At 42.7% G+C, this 16,756-nt stretch carries 16 protein-coding genes and 1 tRNA gene; 11 read left to right on the top strand and 6 right to left on the bottom strand.

What is annotated here, in order from left to right:
- Positions 1–176 precede the first annotated feature (176 nt).
- The 3 genes from ABFC84_10820 to ABFC84_10810 are packed head-to-tail and all read left to right on the top strand — an operon-like array spanning position 177 to position 3,578.
- Positions 177–377, top strand: coding sequence for a DUF2007 domain-containing protein (locus tag ABFC84_10820; GenBank protein MEN6413230.1), 201 nt, complete (start codon positions 177–179; stop codon positions 375–377).
- A 32-nt stretch (positions 378–409) separates the two neighbouring features.
- A complete protein-coding gene (pyk, locus tag ABFC84_10815; protein ID MEN6413229.1) occupies positions 410–2,164 on the top strand; it encodes a pyruvate kinase in 1,755 nt (584 codons plus the stop codon).
- A 40-nt stretch (positions 2,165–2,204) separates the two neighbouring features.
- Entirely contained in the window at positions 2,205–3,578 is a 1,374-nt protein-coding gene (locus ABFC84_10810) for a hypothetical protein (GenBank protein ID MEN6413228.1), read from the top strand.
- A gap of 45 nt (positions 3,579–3,623) precedes the next feature.
- Here ABFC84_10810 and ABFC84_10805 read toward each other — a convergent pair whose 3' ends face one another.
- Complete coding sequence (locus ABFC84_10805) at positions 3,624–4,757, bottom strand: acyltransferase (GenBank protein ID MEN6413227.1); 1,134 nt, start codon at positions 4,755–4,757, stop codon at positions 3,624–3,626.
- 169 nt (positions 4,758–4,926) lie between these two features.
- A complete protein-coding gene (locus ABFC84_10800; GenBank protein MEN6413226.1) occupies positions 4,927–5,271 on the bottom strand; it encodes a hypothetical protein in 345 nt (114 codons plus the stop codon).
- Positions 5,272–5,469: 198 nt separating this feature from the next.
- Here ABFC84_10800 and ABFC84_10795 point away from each other — a divergent pair, with 198 nt between their 5' ends.
- Together ABFC84_10795 and ABFC84_10790 are read left to right on the top strand one after the other, a co-directional pair.
- Positions 5,470–5,799 carry a hypothetical protein gene (locus tag ABFC84_10795; GenBank protein MEN6413225.1) on the top strand — a complete coding sequence of 110 codons (330 nt, stop codon included), beginning with the start codon at positions 5,470–5,472 and terminating at the stop codon, positions 5,797–5,799.
- A 108-nt stretch (positions 5,800–5,907) separates the two neighbouring features.
- A complete protein-coding gene (locus ABFC84_10790; GenBank protein ID MEN6413224.1) occupies positions 5,908–6,426 on the top strand; it encodes a hypothetical protein in 519 nt (172 codons plus the stop codon).
- Here the strand turns inward: ABFC84_10790 and ABFC84_10785 are convergent.
- Genes ABFC84_10785 through ABFC84_10775 form a run of 3 tightly spaced genes read right to left on the bottom strand, consistent with a single transcriptional unit; the run spans position 6,420 to position 8,969 of the window.
- Positions 6,420–7,127 (bottom strand): SIMPL domain-containing protein, encoded by a 708-nt coding sequence (locus ABFC84_10785; protein ID MEN6413223.1) that lies wholly within the window; start codon positions 7,125–7,127, stop codon positions 6,420–6,422. The genes ABFC84_10790 and ABFC84_10785 overlap by 7 nt on opposite strands.
- Positions 7,124–8,224 carry an NADH:flavin oxidoreductase gene (locus ABFC84_10780; protein ID MEN6413222.1) on the bottom strand — a complete coding sequence of 367 codons (1,101 nt, stop codon included), beginning with the start codon at positions 8,222–8,224 and terminating at the stop codon, positions 7,124–7,126. Before ABFC84_10780 ends, ABFC84_10785 begins: the two co-directional genes overlap by 4 nt.
- 16 nt (positions 8,225–8,240) lie before the next feature.
- Positions 8,241–8,969, bottom strand: a complete 729-nt coding sequence (locus ABFC84_10775) for a SprT family zinc-dependent metalloprotease (protein MEN6413221.1) — start codon at positions 8,967–8,969, stop codon at positions 8,241–8,243.
- 207 nt (positions 8,970–9,176) lie between these two features.
- Between ABFC84_10775 and ABFC84_10770 the strand changes: the two genes are divergently transcribed.
- Both ABFC84_10770 and ABFC84_10765 read left to right on the top strand, forming a co-directional pair.
- Positions 9,177–9,494 (top strand): cupin domain-containing protein, encoded by a 318-nt coding sequence (locus ABFC84_10770; GenBank protein ID MEN6413220.1) that lies wholly within the window; start codon positions 9,177–9,179, stop codon positions 9,492–9,494.
- Positions 9,495–9,573: 79 nt separating this feature from the next.
- Positions 9,574–10,356 (top strand): DUF4931 domain-containing protein, encoded by a 783-nt coding sequence (locus tag ABFC84_10765; protein ID MEN6413219.1) that lies wholly within the window; start codon positions 9,574–9,576, stop codon positions 10,354–10,356.
- Between the two features lie 148 nt (positions 10,357–10,504).
- Here ABFC84_10765 and ABFC84_10760 read toward each other — a convergent pair.
- Positions 10,505–10,592 (bottom strand) — tRNA-Leu (locus ABFC84_10760).
- Positions 10,593–10,972: 380 nt separating this feature from the next.
- Here ABFC84_10760 and ABFC84_10755 point away from each other — a divergent pair.
- The 4 genes from ABFC84_10755 to mutM all read left to right on the top strand — a co-directional run bounded on the left by ABFC84_10755 (position 10,973) and on the right by mutM (position 16,748).
- A complete protein-coding gene (locus ABFC84_10755) occupies positions 10,973–12,121 on the top strand; it encodes an ATP-binding protein (protein ID MEN6413218.1) in 1,149 nt (382 codons plus the stop codon).
- Between the two features lie 88 nt (positions 12,122–12,209).
- Entirely contained in the window at positions 12,210–13,142 is a 933-nt protein-coding gene (locus tag ABFC84_10750; protein MEN6413217.1) for a L,D-transpeptidase, read from the top strand.
- Positions 13,143–13,282: 140 nt separating this feature from the next.
- Positions 13,283–15,910 (top strand): DNA polymerase I, encoded by a 2,628-nt coding sequence (gene polA / locus ABFC84_10745; GenBank protein MEN6413216.1) that lies wholly within the window; start codon positions 13,283–13,285, stop codon positions 15,908–15,910.
- Complete coding sequence (gene mutM / locus ABFC84_10740) at positions 15,873–16,748, top strand: DNA-formamidopyrimidine glycosylase (protein ID MEN6413215.1); 876 nt, start codon at positions 15,873–15,875, stop codon at positions 16,746–16,748. Before polA ends, mutM begins: the two co-directional genes overlap by 38 nt.
- Positions 16,749–16,756 lie beyond the last annotated feature (8 nt).

Below are 16,756 nucleotides of genomic sequence, written 5' to 3'. Positions count from 1 at the left end.
AGCTGTTTGCTGCTAACCGGGACCCTTTATTCACAGCACAGGGCTGATCCTTCTATAAGCGGCAGTTCGGCTTTAGCTGAACGAGTTCGCCATATAATCTTATTTTTAGCAGGAATACAGTTTAATATGAAGAAAAGCAATTGTATCTAATAAATTAGGCTACAGGAGGAAATATAATGTGGACGGTTATCTATATTGCACAAAATCGTACCCAGGCCGAGATGCTGAAAAATCTTCTTGATAGCGAGGGAATTCTTGCCCAGATCAGGCCGATAGGTGTCATGTCTATGCTTGGCGACGGGTCGTATGAAATTCTGGTTTTAGAGTCGGAAGCTGACGAAGCGCAGGTAATTTTATGTCAAAATATTGTCAAGTAAAAATTTGATATGAGAGCCAAGGAGAGTGTGTTATGTTTAAAAAAACGAAAATTATTTGTACAATGGGGCCCAGTACCGATAAAGCAGGAATATTGCCGGCGATGATAAAGGCCGGCATGAATGTGGCGCGGTTTAACTTTTCCCACGGTTCACATGAGGAACAGGCCAAACGGATCGCTATGGTGCGGGAGACAGCGCAGCAGGCAGGAAAGCCGATAGCCTTCTTGCTGGATACCAAGGGGCCGGAAATGCGTTTAGGGAATTTTACTAACGGAAAAGTGCTTTTATCTCAAGGTCAGAAATTTGTATTAACAAGCAGCGATATTGATGGCTCTAAAGATATTGCATCAGTCAATCATAATTTGCTGCCGCAGGAAGTCAGCAGGGGAGATACAATATTGCTTTCCGACGGCTTGGTTAGTCTCCATGTGGACGCGATTGAAGGCCAGAATATTATCACAACGGTGCTGAACAGCGGCGAGATGAGCAATCGTAAACGGGTCGCAGTACCGGGGGTGAGTGTAAATTTGCCGTTTTTATCGGAACAGGATACGGCGGATATTTTATTTGGCGTACAGAATAATATGGATTTTATCGCAGCATCGTTTGTGCAGCGAGCGGCTGATGTCCTGGCTATTCGGAAAGTTTTGGAAGAGGCCGGGGCCGCAATGGATATTATAGCCAAAATTGAAAACGCTGAGGGCGTAAAAAACATTGATGAAATTTTAAAAGTTGTTGATGGGATTATGGTGGCCCGGGGTGATCTGGGAGTAGAGATTCCTACTGAAGAAGTGCCTCTTGTGCAAAAAATGTTAATTGAAAAATGTAATAAAGCCGGTAAGCCGGTTATTACGGCTACTCAGATGCTGGAGTCTATGGTGGTCAATCCCCGTCCAACCAGAGCCGAAGCTAGTGATATTGCCAATGCCATTATGGATGGAACGGATGCAATCATGCTGAGCGGAGAAACTGCTTCCGGCAAGTATCCGGTAGAAGCGGTGGAGATGATGGCAAAGATTGCAGTTCGTACCGAAGCGGCTTTGAATTATGGGACTATATTGCTGGCTAAAGGTAGGTTGCCGCAGCATACAACTACGGATGCGATTAGTCATGCCACTGTCCAGATTGCTCATGAACTGGGAGCTGCTGCGATTATTACTGCAACAGAAAGCGGCCATACTCCCAGAATGGTTTCAAGATATCGTTCGCAAGCTGAAATTATTGCCGTGACGCCGAATGAGAAAACGGTGCGGCGGATGCTGCTTTTATGGGGCGTACATCCGATTTTGGGTCAGAGCTTCGGCAATACGGATGATATGGTCAGCAATGCGGTAAACAGCGCTTTAAAGGCCGGTGCAGTTCGAGATGGCGACTTGGTAGTGATCACGGCCGGTGTGCCGGCGGGGACAGTGGGAACAACGAATATGATTCGGGTACATGTCGTAGGCAACATCCTGCTGCGGGGAACTGGAATCTGCCATAGAGCAGTAACCGGAAAAGTCTGTGTTGCCCGGACATTAAAGGATTTTGAAGAAAAATTTGTGCCAGGCGATATCCTGGTACTGTCCAGTGTGGATGAAGAAACGGCTGCCTTTGCTGCCAAGGCAGCGGCCATTGTTGCCGAAGAAGGCGGTTTGACCTCCCAGGCCGCCATTGTGGGCGTAAGCTATGGAATGCCGGTAATAGTTGGTGTGGAGTCTGCTACGAAATGCCTAAGCGATGGCATGATAGTTACTGTGGATGCCATGCAAGGTATTGTATATCAGGGAGAAATTAATGCCAGATAAAGCTATCAGTTGATCAAATGAGAGAAAAGCGGGGGCTTTTATGGAGCTGTGGATAGTATCCGTTACCGGCATTCTGCTTTTGGCTGCTGCAGCATTGTGGCATCGCAGCCGCAGGTGGAATTGGAAGATTAAACTTGCGGCTGCAAAATTGAACAAACTGATACAGCGGCGACAGCGGGATCAAAAGGCGGAAACGAAGCTCTTACGTCAGTTATATAGTCTCCTTCATACTAGTATCGCCGCTGGGGATGCTTCTGTTACCTATCAGTTGGTGGATTTATTGAAACTTGCCTTTGGTTCTCAATTATTCCGGGTTGATGAGGCAGCTCGTCTAATGTCACTTTGTGTTGTTGCAATTCACAACAGGCAGCCGGAACTCGCCGGCATTATTATGGACGGGTTTCATCCTTTGTTTCGGTGTTTGCCCGCAGAGGCTTTGCCTGATGCGGCAGAACAGTTGACTGTAATTAGTACCACAGCAGTAAAAAAGAAATATTCATTTATACTTTCGAAAGCTGTTACATGTATATTTGCTCTTGCCGATCGGACGAAGTGTGATAACAATCCTGCGGGGGTCGCTATACTTCAGGCTCTGCAGGTTACCGGCATTCTTGCCTTACGCCGGCAGGATGCTGACTTATGGCGTGAATTGGTTGTTAGAATGTCCGGGTGGATTACCGAAATTCCGCAAAGTTCAGCGTCTGGAACTATTGTTGGCGTATTGTCTGCCTGGCTTTATAGGATCATCAGATATAATGGAATGACGCCGTTTGAAATTATTACGCCGCTGGTGCATAAACTGATAGAATGTGATGTTCTTACCGATGATGCTCTGAGTATCCTGTTTCGCGAGTGGGGAGAGGCTGCGGGAGCGGCATGCCTTAACCCCAAGAGCGAATTGGCAACTCAAATATTTTTAGTGGTGATTGAAGCTGCGGGAGTACGGGCCGACATTCCGGTTTGGAACAGAGCAATTAAGATGGTCGGCCAAGTATCAGCCTTAGCGGCGACCCGTCATGGAATTGTAGAAGCCTTTTCTATGCTGTTTCCATTATTGGACAGCGGCAGAAAATTACTGACAGCAGAGTTGAAATTCGGTCAGTATGGGGATGGATTTCGCTTGCAGCAATTGTTTATCGTCCTCAGAGAAACTATAATGCTGGCTGAACTAAAAGCACGTCAGAGTATGACTATTTCTGTCGGCGAGGTAATTGCCGAGATTTATCATTGCTGGGTTATTTATCCGCAGGCAAACTGCAGTCAAAAAGCGATTAAGAAGTATTGCCAATTATTGCTGCTGTTTTGGCAGCGAATTCGTCAACGTGAAGCAAAACGCAGTATACCGTTATTGGCTCCAGAACTTGTTGAACCTGTATTGCTTTCCAAGCAGGACAGAAAACAGTTAGGATTGTGAATTCTAAAGCCGATAAATCAATAACAAACAAAGAAATCCGGGTTATTACCCGGATTTCTTTGTTTGTAAACGACTGCCGATTAGAATCGTGCTCAGTATAGGGATTGACTTACTGACTTTTTGGACCATTAGCGCAAAGAACAGGCTGAGGCATACGGTTATCAGGTAAAAGAAAATAGTTACGGCAGCAGTCATGATAATACCATGCCCCGTTAGGCAGCTCGCCAGATAGTACATAAATAGAGGATGTACCAAATATACTATGTAAGAATGTTTTCCCAATTGATTTAGTATGCTTTTGACAGCCTGTGGCAGGTCGCTTTTGCAAAATAGCAAGAACCAGAACAGCGAAGCGGCTAACGTATATAAGACACCGATAGGGCTAAGCTGATGGTCGGTATTTACCGCTTCTTCCGGAGTATAACCGAGATGATACAGCAGGTAATAATAAAAGAGCAGCATTCCGGCAAGAGTCAGACCGAAAAATAAAATGGTGGTGCGGTGGTATCGATCAAGAAATAATTTGAAGTCCTGATACTTTAAAGCGCATATGGCACCCAAGAGGAAAATAAAGACATAATGGATGACCCAATAGCTTAATCGGTATTGTATCGCTAAGTTTAAATAATGATTGCTGAATATCGGGCGCAGCAAGTAACTTGAATAATAGTTGAAGACGATTTGAATTGCCAGCAGAATAGCTAAATTGCGGATGGGGTTTTTGATTATGTAACGCAGAATTGAACGCCAGCAAGGCATTAGAGCGTAAAACCACAACAGAATTACGAGAAAATATAATTGGTAAGATGCCAGTCCAAAGATAAAATATTTTAATAATAGAACGGGATGCCAAATTGAGTTGTCGCCGCTGATAAGCGTGTAATGAATCATGTACAGAAACGACCAGGACAGATAGGGCAGTAATACCGTTCGTAGACGGCGCTGCATGAAACTTAAATAATCTAAGCTCTCTTCTAACTTGTGGTTAAAAAAAAGGCCGAATGCCGATACAAAGAAAAATATCGGTACGCTAAACCGGGTAAAAATATCAAATAAAGCAAATAAATGAACATTTACCAGAGGGTTAGTCAGAGAGTAGGCGCCGGTATGAATACCGACGACTCCAAGCATGGATATTCCGCGAATATATTCAATGGCTATAACTCGTTGTTTTGACATGGGAACTCCTTCCAAAATAATGAATGTTTGTACAGTTTCTGCAGTAATATACTACAACATTATATAAAAAAATAGCAAATTGTTTTTGAATTTTAAATTGGGGAAAGAAAAAATCACAAAAGAGAACGAACGAGGAAAATTCCTCGTTCGTTTGATACTGAAATGTGGGCTATAATTTTATCCCAATGAATTTACCGGCAGGAAGGGGGCTATTTTCTACCAATTGAGTTGGCAAAATGTTAAAATGAGTAAAGAATTTTTTAGCACCAATATAAGCTCCCTTTGCGGCATAACGAATGGGAAAGGCATTTGTTTTTCTATCAAGCAAAGGAAGCAGGCCCACTGTGTTATTTTCTCCATCATACCCTAGCATGCAAAACTGCTGACCATTTAACATTTCTGTCGCTTTTTTATTGAAAACGATTCTTCCGTTTGGTCCTATTGCCACAATAGGTTCGGCAGGCCTTTCATTTCGTTCTCTATGGGGTTCAAATAAGGTAAACGAGAAATCCATCCATATCACTCCTAAAACTAATTATTTATAGTAAAGTATGCTCAATATTGGGAAACTATATGATATATTTGTAAAAAAATTATTTATTTGTGTTTATCAACTTTTACTTTCGTTTGACTTATCTAATAGACCAATGATAGGATAATAAATAATAAACTATGTTTTAGTCTGAGATTGTATAAAGGAGGCAGATATCTTTTGGATCAAGTTTGGCTGCAGGTTTTTACGGCTATGATTTGTGGTGCGATTGTCAAATACTTTATAGTAAATAGTTGGATATGGGTAGCCGTCGATTTTATTGTATTAGGGATTTCTTATATTCTATTACGGCGCTGTTCATTCATAAATTTGAAAAAAAGCATGATGTTTTTAGGTGGACTGACGCTTATTAATATTTTGGTTGATATTAATATATTGGATGGATTATTAGGAAATTTAGCTGCTTTAGCCTTAGTTGCCTGGGTGATGTTTGGCGGCAAGAATAATAGGGGCAGAAGGGTTACACTGCGGCATAAATGGCATAAATAGAAAAGCGCTGTACTCTAGCGAGTACGGCGCTTTTCTAAAATTAGATTGGCACTTAAACTACATAATGTTTAAGCAATGGGATTTTTATAACAGAGAGATGGTGGGAAAATGGTAGCAGGAAATAAACGCTTGGCCAGAACTGCATTGCTGCTGGCATTGACATTATTATTTCAGTCACTTAGGCTATTGTTGCCGTTGCCGGTATTTGCTACTACTTTTATTATCGGCAGTCTGGTAAACGCCTGTTTGCTGGTGGCTGTTGAAACAACGGGGTTACGGGGTGCATTACTGATTTCGCTGTTGGCACCCTGCGTTGCTTATTTTCAACAACTGCTGCCGCTGCCGGTATTCATTCTACCAGTGGCGATTGGTAACATCTTGTACAGCAGACTGTTTTGGTTAGGCGGGAAATGGAAAAGCTGGCAGAGCGTTTCTCTGGCAGCTTTAGGTAAAACTTTGTTTTTGTATGTATCTTTTGTCTGGCTTTTATCGTTTATTGCTATTCCACCCAAAATTGCAGCTGGAATCCTGTTTGTTATGAGCTGGCCGCAGCTTGTGACTACCCTGGCAGGGGGATTCTTGGCGACAATCGTTAGTCGAAGAGTAAAAAGACTGACTAGTTACTGAAGCTCATAAACGATAGTAACGGAAGCATTCATATGGATTGTACCGGGAAGCACCGGGGTGGCTGCTGCACTCGCCTTTAAAAGGAACCGATCATTTTCCGGCAGTTGCATGCTTACCCCGCCTTCATTGATTTCGACTACCCGGCCCAGATGTTTATCTATGGCAGCGGCGATAGCTTCCGCTTTTGCGGCAGCTTCTTTAACTGCTAATTGTAGCGCTGCCTGTTTTATCTGGAACTCATCTTTTTCCTGAAACTGGATTCCGGAAATTTGATTGGCGCCAGATGTCAGCGCAGCATCAATGACACTGCCAACCTGGGCTGGATCTTCAATAACCGCCATAATCGTATTGCTGGCACGGTAGCCGATAATAAGCGGCGGTTTGCTTTTGTCCTGGTCTGTGCCATACACAGGGGAAAAACCATATGAGGCTGTACGTAGTTTAGCTTGATTCACGCTGTCTATTGATTGCAGTTTTTGCAGGACAGCAGTAGTCAACCGGGCATTATCAGTTTGCGCTGCTTCAGCAGTATCCGCATTCGAGACGATGCCGATTTTAATCATTGCCTGATCCGGGATAACATCCATTTCACCAGTACCTTGCACAGTCACCGTACTGACGGCGGGGATATCTTTGGCTTGGGCTACAGAACTTAACAGTAGCAATACTAACAACAGTGTTGCAATTTTACTCCATCTCATTTATTTATTCCTCCGGTATAATAGCATTGTAGTCCGTTTGGGCTAAAACAGGCATTGCAGGATACACAGGCAGCTTTGGTCTGGCTATGGCGCAACCGGTTTACCAAATCAGGTTCTTTGACAAAAGGCCGGCTTAAAGAGATTAAGTCGGTAGTCTGCCTTGTGATTAAATCTTCCATGACAGACAGGGAACGGATACCGCCTACCAAGATAACCGGGATGTTTACTACGGCTTTTATTTTTTTTGCCGCCGGAGCGAAGTAGGCTTCCTGTTCCGGCTGACGGATATTTGGCTGGGACATTACTTTTTTTGACTCGCGAATACCGCCGCTCACTTCAATAGCGGATACTCCCAAGCTTTCTAAAAGTCTGGCTGTATATAGCACATCCTGCAGGCAAAGATACCCGGCTCCGCTGTAGCCGTCGGTGGAGTTAAGTTTGACCAGAACGGGATAATCGTCACCGATAAGCTGTTTGCCTTGTAGAATGATTTCTTTTAAAATTCGGGTTCTATTTTTGATGCAGCCGCCCCATTCATCGGTTCGCCGGTTCGTGTAGGGGGATAAGAACTGGGAAAGACAATAACCATGGGCAATATGGAGCTGTACACCATCACAGCCGGAGCGTTTTGCCCGTACCATAGCCTCGACAAAAGCATGAATCAGCTGGCTGATTTCGTCGCTTGTCATCGCCCGTGGAGTTATACCGGTACTGTTGTCTGTTACCGCCGACGGTGCTATAGCTTGCTCCCCGGCAGGTAAGTCAACGGCAGTTTGGCGTCCGGCATGAGAAATCTGCAGGACTAATTTGCTGCCGTAGGGGTGTACGGCGGCGGCAAGTCGTTGATAGCCTTCGATTAAGGAGTCGTTGAAGATGCCATTTTGGCGGATGCTTCCCCGGCCTAGGGGATGTTGAACATAAGAATGGGCCGTGATGATTAAGCCGACGTCATTTTCTGCCAAGCGGCGATAGAGTAATATCTCCTTTTCGGAAATGCTGCCATCTTCGTTGCCAAGAGTGTCCTGAGTTGCTGAGCGGACAAAACGATTTTTCACTACCATTGATCCGATGGAAATTGGTTCAAATAAAACACTCATTATTTTCCTCCAGTCGTCATAGAATTCCGGTTAGCAGCCGGCCGTTGATTCGCAACCAATCCCGATGTTGTTTGAATTCAGGTAAGTAATTTGCTACCTGCTGCCAAAACTGGCTTGAATGATTGAGTACCAGTAAGTGACAAAGTTCATGGATCACCAGATAATCAATTACCGGCGGTGGGGCCATAATAATTCGCCAATTGTAGTTGATGTTGCCCCTGGTGGAACAGCTGCCCCAGCGGGTTCTCTGCTCTTTAATGCAGATGCGCTGTGGCGAAACGCCGATTTTAGCTGCCCAGGCTGCTGTTTTGTCAGCCAATATTTTTCCGGCGGATTCTACATACCATTGCTTTAATACAAATTCGGGATTCATTGTTCCAATTCCTGCTGTTGCAGAAGGCAACTGTAAAAAAATGTTATTTTCTTGTTCTATTACCCTTGGTTTCTGACTTTGATAGTAAGAGATAGAAAGGGTATAAGGTTTGCCTAAAAATAAAATAGAAGATCCGTGGTTTACTGATTTATTGACCGGATTATTTTCAATAGCGGTCAATTTTTCTACTTGAGTCAGAATCCATTTTTGCTTACTCTGAATAATTTCTCGAATATCGGCCTTAGAATAGTTAAAGGGAGCCGTTATTTCTAATTTGTTTTTATCCAATAGTTTGATACGGAGCGTTTTTCGCCTTTTTTGATAGGTGACGCTGTATTCCAAAAGATGTTCGAAAAGAGTAATATATTGCATATTCAGTATTCCTCATAATTGTATTTAAGTATGAATTGGTCATTGAATTGCGTTTTCCTGCTTAATTTTCATAAAAGGGGAATATAACAAGCAGGAAATATAGAACAAAAAGAAAAATTATAATAAATTGACAGCAATAGCGGAATAGGTTTGTGTTGCTATGAAAATAGTATCACTAAGATAGTCATGAGAAGAAGGGAATCAGCCGTGAATCTTTTTGAGTTGTCGCCAGATTTGCCGGAACGGGAGGTTGTCGAACCTATTCTTCCGGATAAAGGAATTTTAATTGAACGCATAGTTTCTACTGGTCAATCATCCCCACCCGGTTTTTGGTATGACCAAGAGAGGGATGAATGGGTCGCCTTGCTTCAAGGGCAGGCACGGATGAGTTGGGAAGACGGTCATGTGCGCGACATAGGTCCAGGCGATTGGGTATTGATTCCGGCACATCAGCGGCATCGGGTAGAGTGGACATCCAATAATCCGCCTTGTATTTGGCTGGCGGTACACGGACAGATAAAATGAGTACGATTAGCAGGTATCTGCACGTCGAAAGTTGAATATTTTAAAGAGATAGAAAAAACTATCTCAAAGGAGTCAATTTATGCGCAGTCTTGGCAGTCATCTTTGTTTTAATTCGGATATTGGCAGTCTAAAACCGGAAAATATTATTCATACGGAAGCAAAGTGTCCTTTTTGTGATCGTAGCAAACTGGAAGGTATTCTTGAACAGCGAGGCGATATTTTATGGATCAAAAATAAGTACCCTGTACTGCAGGATGCTTTTCAGACCGTAATTATCGAGACGAAGGATTGCTGTTCCGAACTATCCCGGTACTCTAAGGAACAGTTGCACGCAGTTATTCGGTTTGGAGTGGAAAAGTGGCTGGAAATGATACAAAGTAAGAACTATACCTCCGTTATTTTTTTTAAAAACCATGGGCCTTTTTCCGGCGGAACGATTCGACACCCACACATGCAGATCGTAGGGTTACAGTATATTGATTGCCAGGAACGGGTACCGGAAGAATCCTTTCAGGGGATAGTAGTTGACAGGCGGTCAGGCGTGGAACTGAATCTGACTACAAAGCCTAAAGTGGGGTTCACTGAGTTTAATGTAATTTTAGATGATTTGGCTTACATTGATCAAATGGCTGACTATATTCAGATTATTGCTCATTACTTATTAAATCACTTTCATAAGAAATGCAACAGTTATAATATCTTTTTTTACCAAGTGAAAGAGCAGATTATTGCGAAAATTATGCCCCGGTTTGTTACGTCGCCACTATTTATTGGGTATTCCATTCCTCACGTATCCAATCAGCTTGACAAAAATGTGAAACAAGTTCAAGCATTTTATTTCAATCAGGAAGCGAATAAATGAATACTAAAAAAAACCACATCCATGGATGTGGTTTTTTTTAGTACTGGAAGCTTTTTCAGAAAGGACCGAACCATAATCGAGTTCTTGAGTTGCTGTACAGATAAAAAAATAAGCCCTCAGGTGAAAACCTTGAAAGCTTTGATTTACGTGGTGCCGAAGGCCGGACTCGAACCGGCACGTAGGGTAACTACGCTTGATTTTGAGTCAAGTGCGTCTGCCAATTCCGCCACTTCGGCATTTTATGTTGCGTATCGTGCGGACAAATAGTATTTTATCATTGACAAGGATTATTGTCAATGATAGAGACATAAAAAAATTTAACGCTTATATATTGTAAATATATGTAAATATAAATAAAATATGTAAATAATTGCCGGCTGATATCTATTGGTAAAAGTGAGCTACCTGAAATCGTAAGGTTATTGTCGAAAATGAGTGGTAGATGAAATCAGGAAACTCAAAGTCTCCTAGCATTCTGTCATATAATTCGACAGTTGAAATTTCAAATTAGAAGAAAGTGTCACATTTTTACGAAAAGTAATTCGGCATTTTTAGCAGGAAATACAAATATTTACAAGAATGTTATGTATCACCTTACATATTAGGAGAAAAGGAGATGGAAAGTATGCATTTTGCCGAGTCACTCCATGACAAAGTAATTTATCTGTCCCGTGATGATGAATATAAAGAGTTTTTTGAAACAACGACCAACGGCATTATGTGTCTGGACAGTTTTTTGCGTATAAAAAGTTTGAATCGGGAAGCGGAACGGGTTTGTGGGATTGAACGCGCCAACGTAATGGGAAAACGGGTTGAAGACGTCTTTCGAGACTATGGGGCCAGCTTTTTAAAGATATTTTCTTTTCCTGAGCATGATGATATAAAAACTACAAGTTTAAAATTGACCATAAAAGAGCAAGTATTGTATTTGCACGTAGATACATTAAAGTTATTAGATTCAACGGGACGGGTTAGCGGCATGATTGTGATTATACAGGATGTATCTGCCGTTCGTGCTGCCATTAAACAGATTCAAACAACTCAAATGTTAATGTCCTTGGGTGAATTGGCTGCCGGGGTGGCCCATCATGTCCGGACGCCATTGACTACTATCAGTGGCTATTTACAGGTGATGCTCACACGGTTGAAAGACGATCAATATACGGTGCGACGGGATATATTGGAGATGCTACTGGGTGAGGTTTCTTATATTAATGACGTAGTAAAAGAATTGGTGCTGTTTGCCAAACCAACGGTTGAAAAAATTCCTGAAGTGAATATGAATCTTCGCATAGAAAAGGCATTATTGCTTAATTTCAAGCAATTTGGCGGTGAAAAAATTGCGATTCATAAGCAGCTGGATCCGTCATTACCGACAATAACAGCCGATGGAAATTTACTGGAGCAGGCTCTGGTAAATATTATTCAAAATGCCATGGAGGCTATGGCAGACGAAGGGATTTTAACGCTTAAATCATGGTTAAACGCTGACCTCAATATGCTGGTAATATCTATTTCCGACACCGGTTCCGGGGTTTCGCAAGAAATTTTGCCTAGAGTTTTTGAGCCTTTTTATACAACTAAGCTGGATCGTTTTGGACTCGGATTACCGATCGCCCATCGAATTGTCGCTGAACATGGTGGTTTTATTAATATTAGTGCTGGCGATAAGGGCGGAACAAAAGTTCATGTCTATCTGCCAATCGTCGATGATCGACTGAATCAAATATCGGTACTCCATCAGCAAATTCTTAATTTACAATAATATAAATAAGAGTACAGACATAGCATAACCCTGAGCCGTTCTTCATATATGTGTAATGTGTCTAATTTTTTGCGAGGAAGGGATGCTTGTGTCTATTTTTAAAAAGGCAGTTTACGCTGCTTTATTTTTATTTCTGTCCTTGGCTCCGGTCAATGCCCGGATGGCTGTTATAGAATCACCGGGAATTGTTATTAATCTGCCCAGCCGGACATTGGAATTGTATTCAGGGACTACCTTGGTTAAGGAATACCCCATTGCAATTGGCAAACCATCGACCCAAACGCCCTTAGGCAGCTATTCGATTACTAATATGGAGGTGAATCCGGTTTGGATTCCTCCTGGACGAGGTTACGTTGTAGAATCCGGGCCGGACAATCCCCTGGGATATCGGTGGATGGGATTTTTGCCTTTGTATGGTATTCATGGAACGAACGCAGCATGGACTATTGGCTTGGCAGTATCAAATGGCTGTGTCCGTATGAATGAAGCGGATGCCGAAGAATTGTTTGAAATTATTGGCTGCGGTACACCGGTACAGGTCACTTATGAACGTATTAAAATCAGGGTCAACGGCAAAGGAGAGGTTTCTCTGGCAGTTTATCCGGATATTTATGGCTATCAGCAGATTACGGTGGCCGATGTATACAATAAGTTAGCCCAGTTTGGTTTGAACGGTTGGATCAGTGAGAATTTTGTACAACAGTTAATCGAACAGGGAAGTGATAAACAAGTCACATTTGCCCAATACTTTAGTTTAAAGATTAATGATCAGCAGAAAAATGAAAGAGGAGTATTGACGAATAATACGTTATATGTACCGGTTTGGCCGGTGGCAAGCGGGTTGAAAACAAATATTCTTTGGGATGAGCAAGACCATTTGGTGCGCGGCCCTAAATGTGCTGTTCCGGGGCTGGTAAAAGGAGATATTGTATATGTGACGATGGATAATCTGCAGAAGCTATTCGGATGTCAGGAAATCTGGAAACCGGCTGAAAATATTCTGGAAGTGGTATTGAACTGATTTTACAACAATATAGATTGGAAAATAACAGCGAATTACATAAAGAGCGACAGATATTTAAAAACTATAGAGGAATTCTTGGAATATTAGCCAATATTAAAATGGTTATACAGAAATATGTTATCTGGGGTGGTGGGCTTATGTCCCCTAAATTTCTAATTATTGATGGCAGCAGCCTGGTGTACCGGGCGTTTTATGCATTGCCGCTGCTGACTGCAGCCAATGGGCAGTATACGAATGCGGTATACGGCTTTGCGATGATGCTGGTAAAATTGCTGGATGAAATTAAGCCGGATGCTGCTGCAGTTGCTTTTGACAAAGGGCGGATCACCTTCCGTAATGAGCAATATTCACAATATAAGGCCCAGCGGAAAGCAACACCAATAGAACTGTCTGAGCAGTTCCCTTTGGTAAAGGAACTTTTAACTGGATTTGGCATTACTACCTTAGAAGAAGCGGGCTACGAAGCCGATGATATTATAGGCACCTTGGCGACGAAAGGGGCAGAAGCCGGATTTGAAGTTATTATTGTGACTGGTGATCGGGATGCTCTCCAATTGATTGGACCGCGAACGAGGGTTATGCTGACGAAAAAAGGTATATCGGATTTGGCAATATTCGATGCCAAAGCATTTGAGGCCAAGTATGGAGTAAAGACGACTCAACTTATCGATTTAAAAGGATTAATGGGTGATAGCTCAGATAATATTCCCGGTGTTCCGGGAGTTGGAGAGAAGACGGCCGTGAAGCTTCTTACTGAGTTTGGAACGGTGGAACAACTAGTTACCAATATTGATAAAGTTTCCGGTAAAAAGCTGCAGGAAAGGTTGAGGGATAACGCTGAGCTGGCTATTTTGTCTAAACAATTGGCAACTATCGTGTGTGATATGCCGCTTAGATTTTCACCGGAATTGTTTACGCTACAGCCAGACGTTGATAAAATCCGGAAACTATTTTCCAAGTTTGAATTTAAAAGCTTATTAACCAGAATGGATGTTATTTTTCCAGAAAGTGTTCTCCCCAAAACGGAAATGAAAGAAAATTTACCGAAAGCGGTTTGGCTTGCTAATGATACGGAATTGGAAGAATTATGCCAGTATATCCATATCCAGTCATTTATGGTAATTTTTCCTTTAATTACAGGGCAAGTGCCTCGTGTGCAAATGAAGGGATTGGCAATTGTCGGCAGGGCTGATACTACGGTATATATTTCTCCCAAAAGCCCGGGATGGGGCAAGGTTATGGCGCTAATGGCAGATGGTTCGGTACAGAAAGTAACCCACGATGCCAAAATTTTGTATAATGCCTGTGCCTTTGAGGGAATTATTTTAAGTGGAGTCATTTTTGATACCATGCTTGCGGCCTATTTATTAGATCCAACAGCAGCTGGTTATCCGCTGGTATCATTGCAAGAACAATATATAGGTAAACACAGCAACTTGCAGAGAGAAGAAGAAATTCCGGCACCTGATTATGCCGCCTGGTCCTGCAGTGTAGTTCATGTGTTGTATCCGGTATTGAAACAGCGTCTGCAGGAAAATGGTTTGGAATCTTTATTTTATGAAATTGAACTGCCGCTCATTGAGGTTTTGGCAGCTATGGAAGGTTGCGGAATCAAGGTTGATAAAGGTTATCTTCAGGAGATGTCGGTGACCATTGCTGCTCAAATTGAACAGCTGTTAAGCGAAATTCAGCTGTTGGCCGGAGAAACTTTTAATGTGAATTCAACTAAGCAATTAGGTAACGTTTTGTTCGAAAAATTAAGTTTGCCGGTGATTAAAAAAACCAAAACCGGCTATTCTACTGATGCCGAAGTGTTGGAAAAGTTAATTGGTATTCATCCAATAGTGGACAAACTGCTGGAATATCGTGTATTGACCAAGCTGAAATCCACCTATCTTGATGGCTTGCAGCAATTAATCAGCTCCAGCAGCGGACGAGTCCATACGAACTTTAATCAAATGGTTACAGCGACGGGGCGGCTTAGTAGTTCCGAGCCTAATTTACAGAATATCCCCATTCGTACAGAGATCGGGCGAAAGATCAGAGAACTGTTTGTGCCGGGGGAAGGCTATGAATATATAATGTCTGCTGATTACTCCCAAATAGAGCTGAGAATAATGGCCCACATTTCCTCCGATGCTAATTTAATCGAGGCCTTTATACAAGAGAAGGATATCCATGCTCGCACTGCGGCAGAGGTCTTTGGCGTGGATATGGATCAGGTTACGGCTGAGATGCGTTCACGTGCCAAGGCCGTTAATTTCGGTATTGTTTACGGCATAAGCGATTACGGCTTATCACGGAATATTGGTGTTACCCGGAAGGAAGCCGGGAAGTATATTGACAAATATTTCACCCGATATCCTGGTGTAAAAGAATTTATGAATCGGGTGGTAACAGAGGCCCATCAGTTAGGGTATGTGACCACTTTGTTTGGCCGGCGACGGTATCTGCCGGATATTAGGAGCAGTAACTTTAACCAGAGATCCTTTGCCGAGCGTACAGCAATGAATACACCTATTCAAGGGACAGCCGCCGATGTGATCAAGAAAGCGATGATTGAAGTATATCGGGCGTTAAATCAAAAAAATTTGCGCAGCCGCATACTGCTGCAGGTTCATGATGAACTAGTTTTAGAGGTTGCTCAAGAAGAAGTTGATCAAGTGGCCGCAATTGTTAAAGAGGCTATGGAACAGGCAGTACAGCTGGCTGTTCCCTTGACAGTTGATGTCAAATGGGGAAAAAGTTGGGCTGAAGCAAAATAAATGGGGGATCGAAATGCCGGAAATGCCGGAAGTTGAAACAATTAGACGTACCCTTGTTGATAAGGTAACAGCGCGTAAAATCATCCGAGTGGAAATGCTTTTACCCCGTTTAATTAAATGGCCGGATGCCGCTCGGTTTCAGGCCATTATTACGGATAAGACGATTAAGAGGCTGAGCCGGAGCGGTAAATATCTTTTATTTTATCTGACTGATGGGCTGGTGATGGTAGTACATTTGCGGATGACCGGTAGACTGTACTACATTCGCCAGGGGGAAGAACAGGAAAAGTATGTACGAATCGTATTTACAATGGATACCGGTGATCAACTGGTTTATGCCGATATTCGAACTTTGGGTACAATATATGCGATGCCGACAGAAGAATTATGGCGTATTTCCGGGTTAGCGACAATGGGACCAGAACCTTTATCAGCGGATTTTACTGTATTTTATTTACGCGATGTTTTAAGAGATAGAAAAGGGAAAATCAAATCATTGCTGCTTAATCAAAAGATTATTGGTGGTTTGGGGAATATTTATGCGGATGAAAGTTTGGCGATTGCAGGGATTCACCCGGAACGAGATGGGGGTAGCCTGACCGAGCTGGAAACAGACAAATTATTTCAAGCGATCAATAAGGTCATTACAGCCGGTATTGAGGATGGCGGTACTACTTTTCGCGACTACCGGGATGGAGCCGGACGCAGTGGTAAGCATCAATATCATCTCCGAGTATATGGCCGTAAAGATGAGCCATGCCGGATTTGTGGTACGCCTATCGTTAAGTCTATAGTGGGCGGACGGGGAACTCATTTTTGTCCCACTTGTCAAAGATAGTATTTTGT

The sequence above is a fragment of the Veillonellales bacterium genome (genome assembly GCA_039680175.1).
Classification (GTDB): Bacteria; Bacillota; Negativicutes; order JAAYSF01; family JAAYSF01; genus JBDKTO01.
Note: the sequence above shows the minus strand (reverse complement) of the source record. Positions and strands in the feature narration are given on the sequence as shown.

Coding starts and splice junctions, on each gene's coding strand:
- ABFC84_10820 (MEN6413230.1), top strand. CDS start 177: ATGTGGACGGTTATCTATATTGCACAAAATCGTACCCAGGCCGAGATG.
- pyk (MEN6413229.1), top strand. CDS start 410: ATGTTTAAAAAAACGAAAATTATTTGTACAATGGGGCCCAGTACCGAT.
- ABFC84_10810 (MEN6413228.1), top strand. CDS start 2,205: ATGGAGCTGTGGATAGTATCCGTTACCGGCATTCTGCTTTTGGCTGCT.
- ABFC84_10805 (MEN6413227.1), bottom strand. CDS start 4,757: ATGTCAAAACAACGAGTTATAGCCATTGAATATATTCGCGGAATATCC.
- ABFC84_10800 (MEN6413226.1), bottom strand. CDS start 5,271: ATGGATTTCTCGTTTACCTTATTTGAACCCCATAGAGAACGAAATGAA.
- ABFC84_10790 (MEN6413224.1), top strand. CDS start 5,908: ATGGTAGCAGGAAATAAACGCTTGGCCAGAACTGCATTGCTGCTGGCA.
- ABFC84_10785 (MEN6413223.1), bottom strand. CDS start 7,127: ATGAGATGGAGTAAAATTGCAACACTGTTGTTAGTATTGCTACTGTTA.
- ABFC84_10780 (MEN6413222.1), bottom strand. CDS start 8,224: ATGAGTGTTTTATTTGAACCAATTTCCATCGGATCAATGGTAGTGAAA.
- ABFC84_10775 (MEN6413221.1), bottom strand. CDS start 8,969: ATGCAATATATTACTCTTTTCGAACATCTTTTGGAATACAGCGTCACC.
- ABFC84_10765 (MEN6413219.1), top strand. CDS start 9,574: ATGCGCAGTCTTGGCAGTCATCTTTGTTTTAATTCGGATATTGGCAGT.
- ABFC84_10755 (MEN6413218.1), top strand. CDS start 10,973: ATGGAAAGTATGCATTTTGCCGAGTCACTCCATGACAAAGTAATTTAT.
- polA (MEN6413216.1), top strand. CDS start 13,283: ATGTCCCCTAAATTTCTAATTATTGATGGCAGCAGCCTGGTGTACCGG.
- mutM (MEN6413215.1), top strand. CDS start 15,873: ATGTCAAATGGGGAAAAAGTTGGGCTGAAGCAAAATAAATGGGGGATC.